14 protein-coding genes are annotated in these 16,125 nt (G+C 66.1%); 11 read left to right on the top strand and 3 right to left on the bottom strand.

The features are described from left to right. The first annotated feature begins 28 nt into the window (after window positions 1-28). The 3 genes from GRX03_RS12215 to GRX03_RS12205 are packed head-to-tail and all read left to right on the top strand — an operon-like array spanning window position 29 to window position 2,619. Window positions 29-781 (top strand): SIR2 family NAD-dependent protein deacylase, encoded by a 753-nt coding sequence (locus GRX03_RS12215; protein WP_159764480.1) that lies wholly within the window; start codon window positions 29-31, stop codon window positions 779-781. A gap of 54 nt (window positions 782-835) precedes the next feature. After that, complete coding sequence (locus tag GRX03_RS12210) at window positions 836-2,176, top strand: TIGR00297 family protein (RefSeq protein WP_368278390.1); 1,341 nt, start codon at window positions 836-838, stop codon at window positions 2,174-2,176. Window positions 2,177-2,178: 2 nt separating this feature from the next. Beyond that, a complete protein-coding gene (locus GRX03_RS12205) occupies window positions 2,179-2,619 on the top strand; it encodes a GNAT family N-acetyltransferase (RefSeq protein ID WP_159764479.1) in 441 nt (146 codons plus the stop codon). On the opposite strand, the gene dnaG is transcribed toward GRX03_RS12205, so the two are convergent. Continuing rightward, a complete protein-coding gene (gene dnaG / locus GRX03_RS12200; RefSeq protein WP_159764478.1) occupies window positions 2,612-3,964 on the bottom strand; it encodes a DNA primase DnaG in 1,353 nt (450 codons plus the stop codon). The two genes, GRX03_RS12205 and dnaG, sit on opposite strands and share 8 nt — an antisense overlap. A gap of 160 nt (window positions 3,965-4,124) precedes the next feature. After that, window positions 4,125-4,628, bottom strand: a complete 504-nt coding sequence (locus tag GRX03_RS12195) for a nicotinamide-nucleotide adenylyltransferase (RefSeq protein WP_159764477.1) — start codon at window positions 4,626-4,628, stop codon at window positions 4,125-4,127. Window positions 4,629-4,794: 166 nt separating this feature from the next. Between GRX03_RS12195 and lonB the strand changes: the two genes are divergently transcribed. The 4 genes from lonB to GRX03_RS12175 all read left to right on the top strand — a co-directional run bounded on the left by lonB (window position 4,795) and on the right by GRX03_RS12175 (window position 9,484). Beyond that, entirely contained in the window at window positions 4,795-7,059 is a 2,265-nt protein-coding gene (lonB, locus tag GRX03_RS12190) for an ATP-dependent protease LonB (protein ID WP_233739936.1), read from the top strand. 2 nt (window positions 7,060-7,061) lie between these two features. Beyond that, the gene (locus tag GRX03_RS12185) at window positions 7,062-7,940 is read left to right on the top strand and encodes a lysostaphin resistance A-like protein (protein ID WP_368278388.1); all 879 of its coding nucleotides are present in this window, start codon (window positions 7,062-7,064) and stop codon (window positions 7,938-7,940) included. Between the two features lie 70 nt (window positions 7,941-8,010). Continuing rightward, a complete protein-coding gene (locus GRX03_RS12180) occupies window positions 8,011-9,012 on the top strand; it encodes a zinc ribbon domain-containing protein (protein ID WP_159764476.1) in 1,002 nt (333 codons plus the stop codon). Between the two features lie 43 nt (window positions 9,013-9,055). Continuing rightward, on the top strand, window positions 9,056-9,484 hold the full coding sequence (locus GRX03_RS12175) for a dCTP deaminase (protein WP_159764475.1): 429 nt from the start codon (window positions 9,056-9,058) through the stop codon (window positions 9,482-9,484). A gap of 12 nt (window positions 9,485-9,496) precedes the next feature. Here the strand turns inward: GRX03_RS12175 and GRX03_RS12170 are convergent, their stop codons facing one another. Further along, window positions 9,497-11,872 carry a methyl-accepting chemotaxis protein gene (locus tag GRX03_RS12170; RefSeq protein ID WP_159764474.1) on the bottom strand — a complete coding sequence of 792 codons (2,376 nt, stop codon included), beginning with the start codon at window positions 11,870-11,872 and terminating at the stop codon, window positions 9,497-9,499. 326 nt (window positions 11,873-12,198) lie between these two features. Between GRX03_RS12170 and GRX03_RS12165 the strand changes: the two genes are divergently transcribed. From GRX03_RS12165 to GRX03_RS12150, 4 genes are all read left to right on the top strand, one after another. Further along, the gene (locus GRX03_RS12165; RefSeq protein ID WP_159764473.1) at window positions 12,199-13,356 is read left to right on the top strand and encodes an ABC transporter ATP-binding protein; all 1,158 of its coding nucleotides are present in this window, start codon (window positions 12,199-12,201) and stop codon (window positions 13,354-13,356) included. Between the two features lie 27 nt (window positions 13,357-13,383). Beyond that, the gene (mvk, locus tag GRX03_RS12160; protein WP_159764472.1) at window positions 13,384-14,373 is read left to right on the top strand and encodes a mevalonate kinase; all 990 of its coding nucleotides are present in this window, start codon (window positions 13,384-13,386) and stop codon (window positions 14,371-14,373) included. Continuing rightward, on the top strand, window positions 14,370-15,110 hold the full coding sequence (locus tag GRX03_RS12155; RefSeq protein WP_159764471.1) for an isopentenyl phosphate kinase: 741 nt from the start codon (window positions 14,370-14,372) through the stop codon (window positions 15,108-15,110). Before mvk ends, GRX03_RS12155 begins: the two co-directional genes overlap by 4 nt. A gap of 66 nt (window positions 15,111-15,176) precedes the next feature. Then, the gene (locus GRX03_RS12150; RefSeq protein WP_159764470.1) at window positions 15,177-15,890 is read left to right on the top strand and encodes a hypothetical protein; all 714 of its coding nucleotides are present in this window, start codon (window positions 15,177-15,179) and stop codon (window positions 15,888-15,890) included. The last annotated feature ends 235 nt before the right edge of the window (window positions 15,891-16,125 follow it).

The raw sequence follows: 16,125 nt of genomic DNA, 5'->3' as shown, positions 1-16,125 counted from the left end.
CTTTGACCGCTCCACACGGAGCGGGAGTATGACCGAGGACATCACGGCTGTCGCCCGAGCGATTTCCGAGGCGGAGTCGACGGTCGCGTTCACCGGGGCCGGAATCAGCACGGCCTCCGGAATTCCCGACTTCCGGAGCGAGGGGGGGATCTGGGATCGGTACGACCCCTCGGAGTTTCACTACAGCAAGTTCAAAGCCGACCCCGCCGCCTTCTGGGAGAAGCGACTCGAACTGTACGACGAGATCTACGGCGAGGAGATCCGGCCGAACAGCGCACACGAGGCGTTGGCCGCCCTGGAGGAGGCAGGCCACCTCGATACCGTCATCACGCAGAATGTCGACGGACTACACGCGGCCGCTGGCTCCTCCGTGATCGAGATTCACGGAAACGGTCAGCGAGTCGCCTGCGAGAGCTGTGACCGGACCGCGCCGCTCGACACCGCTCGCGAACAGATCGAAAACGGAACGCTCCCGCCGGAGTGTCCGGACTGTGGCGGCGTTTTGAAGCCGGATGTCGTGCTCTTCGGCGAGCAGCTACCCCGCGTCGCGTTGCAGCAGGCCAAGCGACTCGCCCGGGACGCCGACGTACTGCTCGCGGTCGGCTCCTCGCTGACGGTCGAACCCGCCGCGTCGCTGCCGCGGATCGCTACCCGAAAAGGCGCGACACTCGCAATCGTCAATCTCGAAGAGACCCCCGTTTCCGAGAGGGCCGAGTTCGATATCCGCGGTGACGTGGCGAACGTGCTTCCGGCGATCCGAGACGCGGTCGAATCGGTCTGAGCCGGTCGGAGCGGTTCGGAAAACGTAAGTGCTGTTCGGCAATACCCCGGGGTAGTGACTGGACCCGTCCGACGAGCAGCGGCGTTTTTCGTCGTGAGCCTGTTCGCCTTCGTCGTTCCGTTCGTCGACGGGGTCGACGAACCCGCCGTGGCGACGGTACTCGCGATCGGTCCGTTCCTGTTGATCGCCGCCGGTGCCCTCGCCCTCGACGCCGATACGGTCCTGTTCGAGCTGTTCGCACGACCGGGCGACCGTCGGGACGGGACGTTGTACGGGCTCGCAGGCTTCGCCCTCGCGGCCGCCGGAACGGCGGTGCTGGCGATCGAGTTCGGGATGCCGGTGCCGATCTACGTCGGCACCGTCCTCCTGCTCTCGGTCGGGAATCTCGTCGGCCAGGCCAGCCGCCACTCCACGAGCGATCCCTTCCTGGCGACGGCCGGGTTCGTCGGCGGCGGCTTTCTGGCCGGGAGCTGTGCCCAGTTTCTCGCCGCCGGGGTGACCGGGCCGAGCGTGCAGTACCAGACCGTCGCCTTCCTCGCGGCCAGCGGCAGCCTGCTCGCTGCCCTGCTCCGAGAGGCGCTGTTCAAGCGTGACGACGTGCTGGTGCTTGTCAGCGTCGCCCTGCTGTTGTGGTTTCTCGGCGCGCTCCCCGTCGAAATCTCGACGGTACGGATCGCCGTCGCGCTCGTCGTGACTGTCGTCCTCGGCTACGCCTCCTTCGCACTGGACACGGCGTCGCTGCCGGGGATGTTGACCGGCGTCCTGCTGGGGCTGTTGACGATCGTCCTCGGCAGTTACGGCTGGTTCGCGATGTTGATCGCCTTCTTCGGGATCGGCGGCCTGGCCTCGAAGTACCGCTACGACCGCAAACTCGACCGCGGGATCGCCGAGGAAAACGAGGGGGCGCGCGGAACCGGCAACGTGCTCGCGAACTCTCTCGTCGCGCTGTTCGCCGTCGTCGGCGCGGCCGCTAGCCAGCAACTCGGCGTCTCGGAGGCGGTGTTTTTCTTCGCCTTCGCCGGCGCTGTCGGGGCCGCACTTGCCGACACCCTCTCTAGCGAGATCGGCGGGCTCTTCGACAACCCCCGATTGATTACCACGTTACAGGTCGTCGAACCGGGCACCGACGGCGCGGTGACCTGGCAGGGCGAGGCCGTCGGCGTCTGCGGGGCCGCAATCGTCGCCGGGATCGCGCTCGTGACCTTCGAGGCAGTGGACCCGCTCGGAGCCAGCGCGGTCGTCGCCGCGGGAATCGTCGGGATGACCGTCGACAGCCTTCTCGGCGCGACCATCGAGGGCTGGCTCTGCGGGAATCAGGGAGTGAACTTTCTCGCCACGCTGTCGGCCGCCATCGCCGGCGCGACGATCGCCGCCACCGCTGGATTGACTCTGTAACGATGGTTCGAGTCCGACAGACGACGGCCGTCGACGGGGACCGCCTCCGGGAGATCCAGGCGGCGGCACTCCCGGAGCCGTGGCCGGAACTGCTCGACGCCGCGCTCGGAGGCTTTCCCCCGCTGTTCGTCGCAACCGAGACGCGGCCGGTCGGCTACGGTATCGTCATGCCCGGGCCGGAAGAGACCGCTTATCTCACCGAACTCGCGGTCGCTCCCGACGAACAGCGGAAGGGATACGGCTCGGCGCTGCTGCGGCACATCGCGGAGACCCAGCGCTCGGACGGCTACGAGCGACTCGCACTGACGGTCCGGGCCGTCGACGAGGGCGCAAAGGAGTTCTACCGGGAGCACGGGTTCGAGACAGTCGAACGGCTCCCGGACGAGTACGACAGCGGTGCGGGGTTTCTGCTCGTGCGCGATCTGACCGAGCCGATCAACTGAGATCGATCTCCTCGGCCGCGTGCACCCTGACGCTCGCGGGCTGTTTGACGAACTCGCCGGTCTCGGCGGCGATGATCTGGCCGACCCCGCGCTGTGCGCTGATATCTAACAGCCGCTGCGTGGCGGTCCCGTCGAGGACGACGGTGTGGGGAGCGTCCTCGGCGTCCTCGATGGTCTCGAAGGCGGACTCCGCGTCGGATTCGGCGCGGATCGCAAACTCCGAGTCGAGCAAGCGAACGGTCCCGGCACCGTCTTCGATCACCGCCTCGACGTGCCCGGCGAGGGTCGTCGGTTCCCGTTCGGATTCCTCGGACGAGGAGTCCGGAGTGGGTTCCTCGGCTGTCGATTCCGCCGGCCCGGAGGAGTGCCCGTCGGTCGACGGGGACGGCGTTACCGCCTCCCGGTCCGGTTCGCTCCCGTCGGCGTCGTCCGGCCCGGTCGCAGGGGCCGGGTCCGCTCCCGCGGAAGCGTCCGCGCCGGCAGGCGGGTCCTCGGGGACAGTTCCCCCGTCTGTCGGTGCGAACGCCTCCCGCGGGGTGTTCCCCTCCTCGACCTGTTCGTAGGGGAGTTTCTTGCGGAGTGCGGCCATGACCGCCGCCCTGTCGAGGTCTTCGACGGAGCGGTCGTGCGGGGCGAAGGCGACGTAGTCGACGTTGCCGACCTGAGCGAGTTCGCGGAGGATCAGATCGCCGCCGCGGTCGCCGTCGAGAAACGCCGTCGTCGTCCGGTCCTGTGTGAGCCGTGCGATCTCCTCGGGCACGTCGGTCCCCTCGACGGCAATCGCGTTCTTGATACCGACCGAGAGTAGTTTTCGGACATCTGCACGGCCCTCGACGACGATGATCGCGTCGCTGTCGGCGACGCGGGGGCCGGCGGGGAAGCCGCGGTACTCGGTCAACTCCGACTCGCGGACGCGCTCGCGGACCTCCTCGACGAGGCGTTCGCTGGTGAGTTGTTCGTCCTCGAAGGCCGCGAGCAGTTCCGTCGCGCGGTCGACAATCTCTCGGCGTTTGGCGGCGCGGGCGTCCTCGATTTTGATGATCGAACACGACGCCCGGCAGGGGCCGACCCGCTCGATGGTCTCTAACGCGGCGGCGAGGACGGCGGTCTCGGCGCGGTCCATCCCGCTCGCGATCTGGATCGTACCGAACGAGCGGCCACCTTCAGATTCGATGTCGACGTCGATCCGGCCGACCTTCGAGGCGTCCTGCAGGTCCCGCAGGTCCATGTCCTCACCGAGCAGCCCCTCGGTCTGGCCGAAGATTGCGCCGACCACGTCGCTGCGCTCGACGACACCGCTGGTGCGAATATCCGCGTGAATGACGTACTTTGCTGAGTGTGGCATATCTGTCTCGTCGGGCGATCCGATCGCACGGTTCTGACACCGGATACTACGGCTGGTGAAGTCATATAAGTGGCGGGACAGGATCGGCGACAGAAGGCCGGTGGTGACTGGGCGTGTCTCCGACGACGAAGCGAATCGACGATCCGGGGCGTCGGGTCGATCACTCGATGTCCCGGAGGCGACCGACGCCGTCGACCTCGTCGATCACGTCCTGGACCGGTTGTGGGACGTGCTGTCGCCAGTCTTCTCCGTCGATCATCTGCCGGCGGATCTCGCTGCCCTTCAGTTCGTCGCGGTCGAACATCTCGGTCTGTCTGACCTCGATACCCGCCTCGGAGAAGAGCCGAATCACGAGCGGATTGTTCGAGTACGCCACGTCGAACTCCGGAGCCATGCTCTGGACGTGGCTGACCCACACCGAGTTGCGGTCGAGATCCTCGATCGGAACGACGTAGTCGGTGATGTCGAACGGTTCCAGGGTTTTGCGGACCATCATGACGCGTTCGCCGGCGGTGAACGGATTACGTCTGGTGTGCGACGCGTCCGCACTGCCGATCCCGACGACCAGTTCGTCGACGTCGTCGGCGACGTACTCGGCAAGCTTTCGGTGACCGCGGTGAAACGGTTGGAACCGGCCGATCAGACAGCCTCGATAGGGAGCCATTTGCATGCCATTTGGACGCGGATTATAAGAATGGACGGTGTTCGGACTGGCGGCGTAATTGCCTCGTAGAACAGCTCTGTCGCCCAATTTGCCATTTGCAGGAGCGATAGTTGGGGAGAAAGTATATCAGTCGACAGCCCTTCCAAAACAACATAGCAACGTTTGCATGAGCAACGAATCAGATGTCCCGGATACCGACCGGGAAATGGACGCCGACGAGGCGGCTGAGTCGGACTCATCGGAGTCTGCCAGGCCGGCGGCCGACGCTGATACGGCTGGAGACGGAGCGGACACGCCAGCCGAGGAGACGAGCCCGGAGGGGTCGGCCGGCGACGAGACGACAGCCGCAGATGTCGGTGAGACGGACAAGCGCGACGACCAGGGCATCCGGCCCCCAGGCAGCCGTCCGGGATCGGACGACGAGCGGCCGGGCGCTGACAGACCCGTGAGAACGGCCGGGGACGACGAGGAGAACCCCCTCGACGAGGCGCTCGGGAGCGATGTCGACGAGGACATGGAGATCGACGAAGAGATCGAGGAAGACGATCTGCTCGGCGGTCTCAAGGTCGAGACCTCCAAGGAGATCAGCGTCCCCGACCGACTCGTCGATCAGGTGATCGGGCAGGATCACGCCCGAGACATCGTCCTGAAGGCGGCCAAACAGCGCCGACACGTGATGATGATCGGCTCCCCGGGAACCGGGAAGTCGATGCTGGCGAAGGCGATGAGCCAACTGCTCCCCAAAGAGGAGCTTCAGGACGTGCTCGTCTACCACAACCCCGACGACGGTAACGAGCCGAAGGTCCGGACGGTCCCGGCTGGCAAGGGCGAACAGATCGTCGAGGCCCACAAGGAGGAGGCCCGCAAGCGCAACCAGATGCGGACGGTGATCATGTGGATCATCATCGCCCTCATCCTGGGATACGCGCTGATAATCGTCGGGCAGATTCTGCTCGGCATCCTCGCGGCGGGGATCATCTACCTGGCCTTCCGGTACATCTCCCGGGGCAACGACGCGATGGTGCCGAACCTGCTGGTCAACACCGCAGATCAGCAGACCGCGCCGTTCGAGGACGCGACGGGTGCCCACGCCGGTGCGCTGCTGGGCGACGTTCGACACGACCCGTTCCAGTCCGGCGGCATGGAGACGCCCAGCCACGACCGCGTCGAACCCGGCGCGATCCACAAGGCCAACAAGGGCGTGCTCTACATCGACGAGATCAACACCCTCGATATCCGGTCCCAGCAGAAACTGATGACCGCGATCCAGGAGGGTGAGTTCTCGATCACCGGCCAGTCCGAGCGCTCCTCGGGCGCGATGGTCCAGACCGAACCCGTCCCCTGTGATTTCATCATGGTGGCCTCGGGGAACATGGACGCCATGGAGAACATGCACCCGGCGCTGCGCTCCCGGATCAAGGGGTACGGCTACGAGGTGTACATGGACGACACCATCGACGACACGCCGGAGATGCGCCGGAAGTACGCCCGCTTCGTCGCCCAGGAAGTCGAGAAAGACGGCCGCCTGCCGCACTTCACGCGGGAGGCGATGGAGGAGATCATCCTCGAAGCCCAGCGCCGTGCCGGGCGGAAGGATCACCTCACGCTCGAACTCCGGAACCTCGGTGGACTCGTCCGCGTCGCGGGCGACATCGCCCGTGCAGAGGGCAAGGAGTACACCGAACGTGAGGACGTGCTCCAGGCGAAAGGCCGCTCGCGCTCGATCGAACAGCAACTGGCCGACGAGTTCATCGAGCGCCGGAAGGATTACGAACTCACCGTCAACGAGGGCGGCGCTGTCGGCCGGGTCAACGGGCTGGCAGTGATGGGCGAGGACTCCGGTATCGTCCTCCCCGTGATGGCCGAGATCGCCCCCTCCCAGGGGCCGGGCCAGGTGATCGCCACCGGCCAGCTGAAGGAGATGGCCGAAGAGGCCGTCGAGAACGTCAGCGCCATCATCAAGAAGTTCTCCGACCAGGACATCTCCGAGAAGGACATCCACATCCAGTTCGTCCAGGTCGGTGAGGGCGGTGTCGACGGCGACTCCGCCTCGATCACCGTCGCGACGGCAGTGATCAGTGCGCTCGAAGAGATCCCCGTCGAGCAGAACGTCGCCATGACCGGCTCGCTGTCGGTTCGCGGCGACGTGCTGCCCGTCGGCGGTGTCACGCACAAGATCGAAGCCGCCGCGAAGTCGGGCATCGACAAGATCATCATCCCGAAAGCCAACGAGCAGGACGTGATGATCGAGCCCGAATACGAGGAGCAGGTCGAGATCATCCCGGTCTCGCACATCTCCGAGGTGCTCGAAGTCGCGCTGGCCGGCGAACCCGAGAAGGACTCACTGGTCGACCGACTCAAGTCGATCACCGGCCGCGCGCTCGAACAGCGTGAGGTCGGTGCCGGCGGCACGAACCCGAGCCCGCAGTAAGCGTGGCTCAGCCGCTCGCGTTTTCGCTCGTCGCAGGGCTGTTGACCGTCGTTTTGCTCGTCTTGTCCCGCCAGTCCCAGGACCTCCCCCAGGCTGGGGACGGAGAGTCGACTGCGGGCGAGACGAACGCGCCCACAGCGGAGCACACCGCAGCGACCACTCCGGGGGGACGGGCCGAGCAGCCGGCATCGGAGTCGATGGCCGAGTCACCGGCACAGGGCGAGCACTCCGAGACCGATCCGGTGCCGACCGGCGAGCCGTCCCCGGAGGTCGAACTGACGCCGGCGATGGTGCTCGGAAACGTCGCCGCGACACAGGGACTTCTCGCGGCGGTACTGCTCGTCGCGGGCTGGTACTTCTCGATCCCCGCCGCGGCGTTCGGCGTGGCGAGCGAACCGCTCTCGACCGGGGCCCCGGCAGTCGCCCTCGGCGTCGGATTCGGGGCCGTCCTCTGGGTCGGAAACGAACTCTCGACGACGGTCGCGGACGCCGTGGGTGCGGCCTACGACGAACGACTGAGAGAACTGCTCGCGCCGGATTCGCCGGGCGGGTGGGTCGTCCTGTTCGGTGCCGTCCTGCCGATCATCGCGGTCGGCGAAGAACTGCTCTTTCGGGCGGCGCTGATCGGCGTTCCGGCCGCGAGCTTTTCGGTCTCGCCGTGGCTGCTCGCCGTCGTCGCCTCGCTGGCGTTCGCGCTGGGTCACGGTGCCCAGGGACAGGTCGGCGTCATCGTCACGGGCGTGCTCGGGTTCGTCCTCGCGGCCGGCTACATCGTCAGCGGGAGCCTGCTGCTGGTCGTCGTCGCTCACTACGTCATCAACGGACTGGAGTTTCTCGTCCACGAGTATCTGGGAGTCGACCCGCTGGGGACGAGTCGATAGCAGTCGGGGTGTTTCAGTACCGGCGACAGAGCGCGGCAGTATTTATATGTAGAAAAACGACATCGAACGAATGGCTGATCCCGTTCGGTGTGACGGATCGGGGCTGTTCTGCCCGAACTGCGGCAACAGTGCGACACCCGAGCACGACTACTGCATCCACTGCGGACACGATCTCGCCCCGCTACAGGAGGTCGCAGACGCCGATTACGAGACCACGACAGAGCGGGCGGACGCCGAGCAGGACCGCGGGAGACGGTCGACCGGAGACGACCTGACGGCTTTTCGCAGGCGGATCGGGTATCTCGTCTCCCGCGGGTGGGAGATCGAGTACGACGGCCACGACGAGGTGGTTCTCGTCGACAGAGGCCTCGGCTCGATAGCGATTCACAGTCTCCTGTTCATCTTCACCACCGGAGTCGGGAACCTGCTGTACGCCTGGTATCACTACTCCGTCGCACCGACCCGAGTCACGCTCCGCGCCGACGGAGAGGGCTACGAGATACTCTCCCCGGCAGACCCCACGGCGGAAACTCCGCAGGGACAGAGTTCACCACAGACGTCCCCGCTGCAGCTCGGCGGCGGGGTCGCCATGCTCGTCATCGGCATCATCATGGTCCTGACGACGGGACTCACGCTCGTCTCGACGCTGCTCGGACTCGCCTCCGGGATCGTCGGCCTCTACGTGCTCCCGCCGGTCAGGCGGCGGCTTCGGAACCGACACACGCTGATGACGTTCGGTCCGACGGAAACCGTCGACGAACGGTACGTCGAGCAGACCGACCGCCCCTGCGCGATCTGCGGGTCGCGAGTGCTCGACGGCCTCGTCCGGGAGTACGAGCAGGAGTACGTCCTCGCCGGCCTCCCGCTGTACACGATGGAGCGGGGAGAGAACTACTACTGTCGGGACTGCCGGAGTCTCGACGTGAGCCGCGAACTGTCCGGCGGCGTCGATACCGGCTACGACACCGACGAAAACGCCGAAGACAGCGTCACGCGGGAGCTCGAACGCCTCCGTGAGGACGACGCGGAGGCGGCGACCGGAGAGCGAGAGCGTGAGTCCGGAGAGACGTGAGTACATCCCGCACCGTTATGGGATCTCGTGACACATCTTCGATATGGTCGAGTACGGCCAGTTTCTCGACGGAATCGTCCACGAACCGACACAGACGGAGGGCCGGGGGTTCGATCTGACCGTCGCGGAGGTGTACGAGGTTACGGGGCCGGGGCGAGTGGATTTCGGCGGCGGTGAACTCGACCCCGCGGCGGCGGAGCCACACGACAGCGAAAAGCGAAATCCGGACGACGACTACGAGTGGTGGCATCTCGACGCCGGACGGTATCTCATCGAGTACAACGAGTCACTGCGAGCGTCAGATCTGGTGTTCACGCTGCAGACCCGGACCGAACTGCTGGAACGCGGGGCCGCTCACCCGACGCTGTCGGTGCGTCAGTTGCCACGAGTGCCGCTGTCGGTCAGTGGGGCCGGGCTCGAACTCAAGGAAAACGCCCGGGTTTCGACGCTGGTCGCGACGGAACGAGAGTGAACGTGCCCCGGCTCAGACGTCCTCGGAGCCGCCGTCACTGCGGGGCCGCGGTGCCGTCTCGGCAGCGCCGACCTCGAACCGGTCGATGTTCGCCTGGAGTTGCTCCGCCTGCTCGGCGAGCGACTCGACGTTTGCGGTGACCTGGCTCATCGACGCCGCCTGTTCCTCTGCGGCCGCGGAGACGTCCTCGGTGTCGTCGGCGGTCGATTCGCTGAGTTCCGCGACCTCGTCGACCATCGTCACGACCTCCTCGGCGCTCTGTGCCTGGTCGTCGGTCGCCTGTGAAATCTCCTGCACCCCGTCGTCGGTCTGCTCGACGTTTTCGGCGACGCGTACGAACGCGCCGGCCGCGTCCTCGACCGACTCCGTCGCCTGCTCGACCTGCTGTTCGGCGGTCTGGATCTCCGTGACGGTCGTGGTCGTCTGCTGTTGGACCTCCTCGATCAGCGCCGCCACGTCGCTCGCGGAGTCCTGAGTCTCCTCCGCGAGTTGCTTGACCTCGTCCGCGACGACCGCGAAGCCGTCGCCGTCCCCGGCACCGCCGGCGCGGGCGGCTTCAATGTTTGCGTTCAGCGCGAGCATGTTCGTCTGCTCGGCGATATCGCCGATCAACTCGACGATCTCGTCGATCTCGTCCATCTGTTCGTCGAGTCGTTCGACGTTGTCGACGGTCGTACCCATCCGTTGCTGGACCGTCTCCATCTCCTCGATGGCCTCCTGGGCGGTCGTCTCGCCCTCCGCGGCGACCGCTGCGGTCTCCTCCGAGGTCTGCGCGACGGTCTGTGCCGTCGAGGCCGCCTCCTCGATAGTAGCCGACAGCGTCGTCATCTCCTCGGAGACAGCCTCCAGCCGGTCCCGCTGTTGGTCGGCGCTGTGGGCGATGTTCTGGATCACTTCGCTCACCTCCTGACTCGCCTGTTTGACCTCGCTGGCACCGGCGTTAGCCTGTTCGCTTGCGGCCGCGACTTCCTGTGCGAACGCCTGGAGATCCCTGATCGTCTCCTCCAGATCGGTCATCATGTCGTTGAAGGCACTGGCAATCTCGGACATCGCGTCGCTGTCGGTCCGGCTTTCGAGTCGCTGTGTGAGGTCGCCCTCGGCGGCGCGTTGCATCTGCGTGCTGAAGCGGCCGGCCTCCTCCTGGAGTTGTTCGCTGAACCGCTCGGCGCGCTCGCGGGCCTCCTGGGCCTGCTGTTTCGCCTCCGTGGCTTCCTGTTGGGCCTGTTCGGCCTCTGCGGCCCGCTTGTCCGCCTCCGCGATCTGCTCGGTCAGGGCGTCCCGAATCCGGGCCAGGATAGCCGACAGTTCACCGAACTCGTCTGTCCGGGACTGGTCGATCTCGACGTCGAGGTTCTCGTTTTCGATCTCCTCGGCGTAGCCCGAGATCGTCTCGATAGAGTTCGAGATGTCCCGGGAGACGACGGCACCGATGGCGAGCAGTCCGAGGACCGAGAGTCCGATCAGAAACAGCAGGTTCTGACCGACATCCCTGGAGGTGGCGTACACGGTGCTCTCCGGGGCGGCGACGACGACGGCCCAGTCTTTGTTTTCGAGAGCGACGGTGGTGACCAGCGCGGAATCGGCCTGCATCACCTCGGTATCCCCGACGGCGACTGTCTCGACGCGGGATTCACCGGCCGCTAACTGGGTGAGGGGTTGGATCCGGTCGGCGAGGAAAAACCGCGTGAGAATCTGATCGAGTTCCGGCGCGAGCGCGACCTGACCGGACCGCTTCGCGACGACTTCGATAACCCCGCCCTCGATCGGAGAGGACAGTCGCTCGCTCCGGGCTTCGAGGCTGACGGTGACGACAATCGCCTTGTCGGGGTTGTCGGGCAGCGGACTGACGAACCCGATCTCCTGGCGCCCCTGGTACTGGTAGGGCTCGAACGAACGAACGTCCGCCGGCCCCTCGAACTGATCCGAGGCGACGGCCCAGGCGCGGTCCTGGCGGCTGATCACGATCCCCTCCTGTGAGGGGTCCGTACTGACGACGATCGTATCGGAACTCATATCGTAGAGATGGGCCGCCTGCGCCGAGTCCGGGAACAGCGAGAGGTCCTGGATCAAGTTGTTCCTGATCTGTTCTGTCGACCCTTCGGCGTAGACACTCTTGCTCGACATCGAGACGACATCGCTGTTCATGTTGGCGATGTAGCTGTCGAGGCCCTGAGCCTCGCGCTCGGCAGAAGAGAGCATCTCGTCTTCCGCCTGTTGTTCGACCGTCGATGCAGTCTGGGAGTAGCCGACGTAGCTGGCAGCGAGCAACAGCACCGTCACCGCGACAACTAGCCCGCCGATCTTGAAGAGATAGCGTCCACGCAAAACGTCGTAGACACTCCGGATACGACTCCGGACGGAGCCGTCACCTGCACGTTCAGCGCTCATATCAGGAGGAATGACTGCTGGGGGTAATGAATATGGCTACCCCAATTTTGTATTTGATACCGACACATATTTTACCGTGAGAAGACGATGGGAGCAATCTCCCATAAGATGTTAACCAGTCGTGTTTACCAGACGACACAGTTGTGCCTCCAGGCCAGGGGAGTGGTCGGCTCCGGCGTCGAGGCTCTTCGGTGATTCAGCGCGTGGGAAAGACCGATAGATACTTTTGGTTAGCCTAAAAAGTGTTGGTAGAAAATGCGCCGCCGACCCCCGTTGCCGAACTGCTCTGTTCGGGGAGTTCGGACTCGGGGCAGGATTCAGTGACTATGTCTGGACAAAAACTCGACGAACGCGTGCAGACGGGTCAGCCCGCAATCGGCTGGCACGACGAGCGCGAGGAGACGACAGACGCCGAGACAGTGCTGGAACTCGACGGACTCACCCGGAGGTACGGGATCGAGACGGCCGTCGAGGACTTCTCGCTGTCCGTCGGCCAGGGCGAGTTGTTGACGCTTCTGGGGCCGTCGGGCTGTGGCAAGACGACGACGCTGCGGATGATCGCCGGCCTGGAACAGCCCAGTTCCGGCTCGATCCGGATCGGCGGAGAGACGGTTGCCGACGGAAGTACCGCGACGCCGCCGGAAGAGCGCGATGTCGGGCTGGTGTTTCAGGAGTTCGCGCTGTTCCCCCACCTGACCGTCGGGGAGAACATCACCTTCGGAATCGACGACTGGGAGCAGGAGCGCCAGCAGGAGCGGCTGGCGGAGTTGTTGGCACTGGTTGATCTGGAAGAACACGAGGACAAGTATCCGGACGCGCTCTCGGGCGGCCAGCAACAGCGCGTCGCGCTCGCGCGGTCGCTGGCTCCCGAGCCGGACATCCTGCTGCTCGACGAGCCGTTCTCGAACCTCGACGTTCGACTGCGGATCGACATGCGACAGGAAGTCCGTCGGATTCTGAAGGAGGCCGGCGTGACGGCCATCTCGGTCACCCACGACCAGGAGGAGGCGCTGTCTATCTCCGACCGGGTGGCGATCATGAGCGACGGCCACCTCGAACAGGTCGGCAAGCCGGAACTCGTCTTCGAGAATCCGGAGTCGCGGTTCGTGGCGAGTTTCCTCGGCCGCGCGAGTTTCCTCACCGGCCGGGTCCGCGGGGAGACCGTCGAGACCGAACTCGAACAACTGGAGACCGCACAGCTAAACGGCCCCGTCGACGCGTACGACGGCGCGCAGATCGACATTCTCGTCCGGCCGGACGACCTGGAAGCCGTCCCCGCCACCGACGGATCGGCCGACGGCGAGGTCGTCCACCGGCAGTACAACGGGCCGAACTTCGTCTACGGGGTCGAGCTAACGGATGGAACGACGCTGCGGTGTCTCCACAACCACGTCGAGGTCTTCGAGCACGGCCAACCGGTCGAGGTCTCGATCACCGCCGACCACGACCTGGCGTGGTACCCGACCGAGGAAACCGACATCTAAAACAGCCTCCCCGCCGCAGGGACAGGTATGGTCACAGCGAGCGCCCCCGGCAAGGTCTATCTGTTCGGGGAGCACGCGGTCGTCTACGGCGAGCCAGCGGTGCCGTGTGCAATCGAACTGCGGGCCGAGGTTACTGTCACGCAGCGAGAGGACGGGTTGCGCGTGCAGGCGAACGACCTCTCCTTGGACGGGTTCACCGTCGAGTACGACGGGGACGCCTCGGGTCGGCCGGACATCGACGTGTCCGATTCGCTGGTCGACGCGGCGATGGGCTACGTCAACGAGGCCATCGCACAGGTCGAGGACGCCGCGGGCGTCGAGGACGCCGGCTTCGAGGTACAGATCGACAGTGAGATTCCGCTGGGGGCGGGACTCGGCTCCTCTGCGGCGGTCGCCGTCGCGGCTATCGACGCCGGCACGCGGGAACTCGGCGTCGAACTCGCACCCGAGGAGATCGCCGAGCGCGCCTACCGGGTGGAAAACGAGGTACAGGACGGGCAGGCGTCCCGTGCGGACACGTTCTGTTCGGCGATGGGCGGGGCCGTCCGGGTCGAGGGCGAGGACTGCCGGCAGATCGGCACACCCGACCTCCCCTTCGTGATCGGCTACGACGGCGGGGCGGGCGATACCGGTGCGCTCGTCGCGGGCGTCCGCGAACTGCGCGAGGAGTACGGGTTCGCCGCCGACACGGTCGAGGCCATCGGAGACATCGTCAGGTGCGGCGAGCAGGCGTTGGCCGACGGCGACGTCGCGGAACTCGGTCAGTTGATGAACTTCAACCACGGCCTGCTCTCGGCGCTCGGTGTCTCCTCGCGCTCGCTGGACGCGATGGTCTGGGCGGCCCGAAACGCGGGTGCCGACGGCGCGAAGCTAACCGGCGCAGGGGGCGGTGGGTGTATCGTCGCGCTGGACGACTCCCCGGAGACGATCACCGCCCTCGAATACACCCCGGGCTGTGAACAGGCACTGCGGGCGGAACTCGACGCCGAGGGCGTCCACACCGAGGGACACCGATGACGACGATTCTCAAACTCGGCGGCAGCGTCATCACCGACAAGGACGAACCAGAGACGGTCGACGACGAGCAACTCGGGCGCGCGGCCGAGGCAATCGCCGGCTACGTCGACAGCGGCGGGGAGATTGTCGTCGTCCACGGCGGCGGGAGTTTCGGCCATCACCACGCCGCCGCACACGGGGTGACCCGAGCTGACGGGAGCCACGATGGTGAGGGACTGCTCGCGATTCACCGGGCGATGGGACGGCTCACCGACGCCGTCCTCGACGCACTCGCGGACCGGGGCGTCGACCCGCTCCCGGTGCGACCGCTGTCAGCGGGCTTTCGGGGCGAAGACGGGACCGTTACGCTCGCGGACGGGAGCGTCCGAACCATGCTCGCGGAGGGGTTCGTACCGGTGCTCAACGGCGACGTGATCGCACACGCCGGTCACGGGGGGACCATCGTCAGCGGCGATACCCTCGTCGTCTCCCTCGCCGAGTCGCTGGACGCCGACCGCGTCGGACTCTGCTCGACGGTGCCGGGAGTGCTCGACGACGACGGTGCCGTCATCGACGAGATCAGATCCTTCGAGGCGGTGGCGGACGTGCTCGGGGAGAGCGAGTCGACGGACGTGACCGGCGGGATGGCGGCGAAGGTACAGCGGTTGCTCGAACTCGACACCCCCGCCTCGGTATTCGATCCCGACGGACTGAGCGAGTTTCTCGACACCGGACGCGCGGGGACAGTCGTCAGGTGAACCCGCCCGCACCGGGAGCGGTGTGACGCCGAAATGCATTTACGGGTTTCAGACAATTGCCACGGTATGGCTACGACATCGTTCGCGGAGAGTTTCAAATACGGCGCTCGACTGTTCGTGCTCTTTCTCGCCGTCGTCATCGTCGGTGGGGGCGGCCTGGGCCTCGGCGCCGCGCTCATCGAATCCGAGATGGTCGGGTGGGACCTCCCGAGCGATCCGGATGTCGCCATCTTCGCCGGCGGGGCCGTGCTCGGCGTGCTCGGGACCAGCGTACTCGTCATCGGCCACTTCGCAATCGTTCACAAGCTAATCGCCGACGGCGTCGCGAGAGGGTCGACGGAGATGAGCGTCGACATCGAGGCTGCCGGGAGCGGGACCGAGCAAGCCCCGGAACCAGGTGACGACGAGCAGACGCCGGACCAGCAGAGCCTGACGGCCGAGCCGGTCGAACGCGAGCCGACACGGACGGAGGCCGACGCCGAGAGTCGCCAGCCGCCGACCGAACCCGACCAACAGCCGAGTCCGGCCGCCGGCGAACAGCCCCCGATGGAGAGTTCGGCGGCCGAACCGACGGAGCCCGCTCGGCCGGTAGAAGCCGAGGAGAACGACGACGCCGGCCGCGAACAGACTGCGGAGGAGATCGTCTTCGGGAGCAGCGAACCCGAAGACGGAGCGGGCGGTGACGGTATCGACGAAGGGCCGGAACAGTCCCGTGAAGACGCCGAAACCGCCGGAAGCGCGGACACTGATCCGCTGGCCGATAATTTCGACGAGGAGTAACGAAGGACCAACCGACGTTCTTTTTAGGCTTGCGGTACGACTTCCGCGTATCCGAGCGAACGGTCGCCACGGGAACGACGGGCGACCGGCGTGCCGCCACTGACGACGGACTCGGCAACGGGCCGTCCGTCCGACGGCGGCCGACCGACAGCGTCGGGACCACTCGCCGGCCGATTAGTTGGCCGTGCTGTGGTTGCCGGTTCGTCCGGGCGTGGCGAGCGCCTCGGCGTGATCA

It is taken from the genome of Halovenus carboxidivorans, from assembly GCF_009831575.1.
GTDB lineage: Archaea > Halobacteriota > Halobacteria > Halobacteriales > Haloarculaceae > Halovenus > Halovenus carboxidivorans.
The sequence above is the reverse complement of the archived record's forward strand: the minus strand, read 5'-3'. Positions and strand labels throughout refer to the sequence as shown.

Coding starts and splice junctions, on each gene's coding strand:
- GRX03_RS12150 (WP_159764470.1), top strand. CDS start 15,177: ATGGCTACGACATCGTTCGCGGAGAGTTTCAAATACGGCGCTCGACTG.
- lonB (WP_233739936.1), top strand. CDS start 4,795: ATGAGCAACGAATCAGATGTCCCGGATACCGACCGGGAAATGGACGCC.
- GRX03_RS12180 (WP_159764476.1), top strand. CDS start 8,011: ATGGCTGATCCCGTTCGGTGTGACGGATCGGGGCTGTTCTGCCCGAAC.
- GRX03_RS12170 (WP_159764474.1), bottom strand. CDS start 11,872: ATGAGCGCTGAACGTGCAGGTGACGGCTCCGTCCGGAGTCGTATCCGG.
- GRX03_RS12195 (WP_159764477.1), bottom strand. CDS start 4,628: ATGGCTCCCTATCGAGGCTGTCTGATCGGCCGGTTCCAACCGTTTCAC.
- GRX03_RS12215 (WP_159764480.1), top strand. CDS start 29: ATGACCGAGGACATCACGGCTGTCGCCCGAGCGATTTCCGAGGCGGAG.
- GRX03_RS12155 (WP_159764471.1), top strand. CDS start 14,370: ATGACGACGATTCTCAAACTCGGCGGCAGCGTCATCACCGACAAGGAC.
- dnaG (WP_159764478.1), bottom strand. CDS start 3,964: ATGCCACACTCAGCAAAGTACGTCATTCACGCGGATATTCGCACCAGC.
- GRX03_RS12175 (WP_159764475.1), top strand. CDS start 9,056: ATGGTCGAGTACGGCCAGTTTCTCGACGGAATCGTCCACGAACCGACA.
- mvk (WP_159764472.1), top strand. CDS start 13,384: ATGGTCACAGCGAGCGCCCCCGGCAAGGTCTATCTGTTCGGGGAGCAC.
- GRX03_RS12165 (WP_159764473.1), top strand. CDS start 12,199: ATGTCTGGACAAAAACTCGACGAACGCGTGCAGACGGGTCAGCCCGCA.
- GRX03_RS12205 (WP_159764479.1), top strand. CDS start 2,179: ATGGTTCGAGTCCGACAGACGACGGCCGTCGACGGGGACCGCCTCCGG.